This is a genomic window from uncultured Reyranella sp., assembly GCF_945957355.1.
Classification (GTDB): domain Bacteria; phylum Pseudomonadota; class Alphaproteobacteria; order Reyranellales; family Reyranellaceae; genus Reyranella.
Genome location: NZ_CAMFKM010000048.1, coordinates 1 through 2,684, shown reverse-complemented (window position 1 = coordinate 2,684; position 2,684 = coordinate 1). Strand labels below are relative to the sequence as shown.

The window sequence follows — 2,684 nt, the reverse complement described above, 5'->3', positions numbered from 1 at the left end:
GCTGGCGCCAGGCGATGGAGAACGCCTTCAAGAACTACATGCTCACCATCCCGCATCGCATCGAGATGGGCACCTACGGTCCCGCCGCCCGCGAGAAAGCGCCGAAGGATCGCTTCGGCGTTCTGAACAAGAAGATCGGCTGATCGCTCAGCGCTTCGGCGTCACCACCGGCGGACGGGCGGGCGCCGCGAGTCCGTCCGGCACCTTGAAGGTGAGCGTCGTGACGAAGCGCATTCCGTCGTAGGGTGCGGTGCCGTGTGTGCCAGGCGTGTTGTCGACCAGCGCCACTTCGACAGCGTAGGTGCCCTTCCACGGCAGCTCGACCGCGAAGGCGCCGTTATCGTCGGTCTTGAGTTCCTTGGTCCAGCCGAAATCGGTCACGACCTCGACCTTGGCCGTGGGCAGCGGCTTGCCGTCGTAGAACACCTTGAAGTGCCCGGGCTTGCCGGTCGGCACGATGTCGAGCGGGATCAGCGGCTTGCGCTCACTGAAGTCGCCAATGTAGCGCGCCGAGAGCCGGCCGAGCGTGCGCGTGACCTTGTCGTTCTGCTTGCGCTCGGTGACCCGTGCCTGCTCGGCGACGACGCTGCCGGCGCCCTCGGGCGCGCCGATGAACTGGAACGAGGTTGGCTTCTTCTCGACTTTGAGCACGATGTCACCCGAGGCATCGAGCGCCTTGGCGGCCGGAAGGGGCTCGAACCGGTCGAGCAGGCCGGGCGAGCCCTCGCGCAGGTTCTCGCCGAACTCGCCGAAATAAAGCTGGTAGCCGGCCGCATCCGGCTCGAGCCAGAGCGCGTGCGCCGAGGCGGCGCCGGTGAAAGAGAGCCACAGAAGGGCGGCGATGACGATGCGCATGGTGATGTCCTCCGAGAGAGACATCTACCACGACCGCAATCAATTACTAGACGCACTCTAAATAATGGCAAGTGAGACGGGCGACCGAAGGCCGCCCGTCTCCTCTTTGATCAGGCCGCGCGGCGCTTGCGCTCCTCCATCTCCACACCCATCGCGCGGACGACGGACGGCCGCTGCAGATGCCTGCGGTGATAAGCTTGCAGGTTTGGCCATTTCCCGAGGTCGGCCTTCAGAAACACGGCCCAGTTGAGCAAGGTCAGCAGATAGGCGTCGGCGACGGTGAAGCCATCGCCGACCAGGGTTTCGCGATCGCCGAGGCGCCTGGCGATCGCGGCGAGCGTCGGATCGATTTCGGCCTTCGCGGCCGCCTTCGCCTCGGCCGGCACCGTCGTCGAGAAGATGTTGTAGAAGACGCGCTTGTGCACTTCGGTACCGAGATAATGCAGCGTGTCGATCAGCTGGTAGCGCTCCTCGCTGCCCCAGGCCGGCGCGAGACCGGCATCGGGATTGCGGTCGGCGAGGTATTGCAGCACCGAGGCGCCCTCGTTCAGGATCCGGCCGTCGTCGAGCCGCAGCGCCGGCACGTAGCCATAGGGCGACACGGCGAAGAAGTCGCCGCCATCGTCGGTCTTCTTGTTCTCGACGAAGCGGATCTTCACCGGCAGGCCGGCCTCGATCACGGCGATATGCGAGGCCAGCGAGCAGGCCATGGGTGAAGCGAACAGTTCCATCATTTCCTCCTTGGTTGAACGGTCAGCGAAGCGATCCAGGCCGACGCCAGAACGGCTGGTTGGCCTCGAACTCGGCCTGCGTGGGGGCGATGCCGGCGTCGCGCAGGCTGCGCGCATCGACCTGGGCGAGCGCGTCTCTCGCCCTTGCGCGTTCGCGCCACAGGCGCAGCTTTGCGAGCAGTCGACCGTGCAGCGGCAGCCGCGGCACCGACACGGACTCGAAGGTCGGGTCCTCGCTGAAAGGGTCGACCGGGAACAAGTCGCGGCGTAAATGGCTCAAATGGCTCATGGGGGGCTGCTTCCGTATTTCTGTACTAACTGGTACAGAAATACAGAAGGCAGCGTCCGTCAAGGATAATTATGCGAACCGGTACAAAATCAGAAAAAGAGGCGCGTCCACGCGGGCGTCCGCGCGGATTTATTACCAGCGAGGTATTGGAGCGGGTGCGCGACGTGTTCCTCGTCAAGGGATTCGCGGCCGCTTCGCTCGACGAACTCTGCGCCGCAGCCGGCCTCAACCGGCCGAGCCTCTACGCCGCCTTCGGCGACAAGGAACAGCTCTACATCAGCATGCTGCGCCATATTGGCGAGAAGAGTGTCGAGGCGATGGACGCGGTGCTGTCGGGACCGGAGCCCATCGAGCGGCGCCTGGGCCGTCTCTACAAGGGCGCGATCGATCTCTACACCAGGCCGCCGAACCCGCCCGGCTGCATCATCGTCGGCACCGCGACCGTCGAATCACCAAGCCATCCCGAGATCGGCGCCGCGGCCAACCAGATCCTGGCCAGTTTCGAAAAGGCCTTCGAGCGCGGCTTCATCAACAGCGACCTGAAGCCCGTCCCCTCACCGGCCGAACGCGCCAGCATGGCCGGCGCCGTCCTGTACGCCACCGGGATCCGAGCGCGCCTGGGCGTTGCAGCGTGGGAGCTTCGTGCGTTCACGCGTTCGATGGTTCCGTTGATCTGCCGCTGAGGGTGTGCTGGCGGGCGGGGCGCGCCGCGGACAGCAAAAAGCCGCCCTCTTTCGAGGACGGCTTTCAAAACTGGTTGCGGGGGCCTGCAATCATCTCAAATTGCTACTTGGGTCAGCCGCTTAGCT

At 65.0% G+C, this 2,684-nt stretch carries 4 protein-coding genes; 1 reads left to right on the top strand and 3 read right to left on the bottom strand.

Annotated elements, in window-relative coordinates:
- Positions 1 to 147: 147 nt before the first annotated feature.
- The 3 genes from Q0Q48_RS28610 to Q0Q48_RS28600 all read right to left on the bottom strand — a co-directional run bounded on the left by Q0Q48_RS28610 (position 148) and on the right by Q0Q48_RS28600 (position 1,875).
- A complete protein-coding gene (locus Q0Q48_RS28610; RefSeq protein WP_295145877.1) occupies positions 148 to 855 on the bottom strand; it encodes a DUF4198 domain-containing protein in 708 nt (235 codons plus the stop codon).
- A 110-nt stretch (positions 856 to 965) separates the two neighbouring features.
- Positions 966 to 1,586: a glutathione binding-like protein gene (locus Q0Q48_RS28605; protein ID WP_295145875.1), complete on the bottom strand. Its 621-nt coding sequence runs from the start codon at positions 1,584 to 1,586 to the stop codon at positions 966 to 968.
- A gap of 22 nt (positions 1,587 to 1,608) precedes the next feature.
- Positions 1,609 to 1,875: a DUF1127 domain-containing protein gene (locus tag Q0Q48_RS28600; protein ID WP_295145874.1), complete on the bottom strand. Its 267-nt coding sequence runs from the start codon at positions 1,873 to 1,875 to the stop codon at positions 1,609 to 1,611.
- A gap of 164 nt (positions 1,876 to 2,039) precedes the next feature.
- On the opposite strand from Q0Q48_RS28600, the gene Q0Q48_RS28595 reads away from it, so the two are divergent.
- On the top strand, positions 2,040 to 2,558 hold the full coding sequence (locus Q0Q48_RS28595; RefSeq protein WP_295145872.1) for a TetR/AcrR family transcriptional regulator: 519 nt from the start codon (positions 2,040 to 2,042) through the stop codon (positions 2,556 to 2,558).
- Positions 2,559 to 2,684 lie beyond the last annotated feature (126 nt).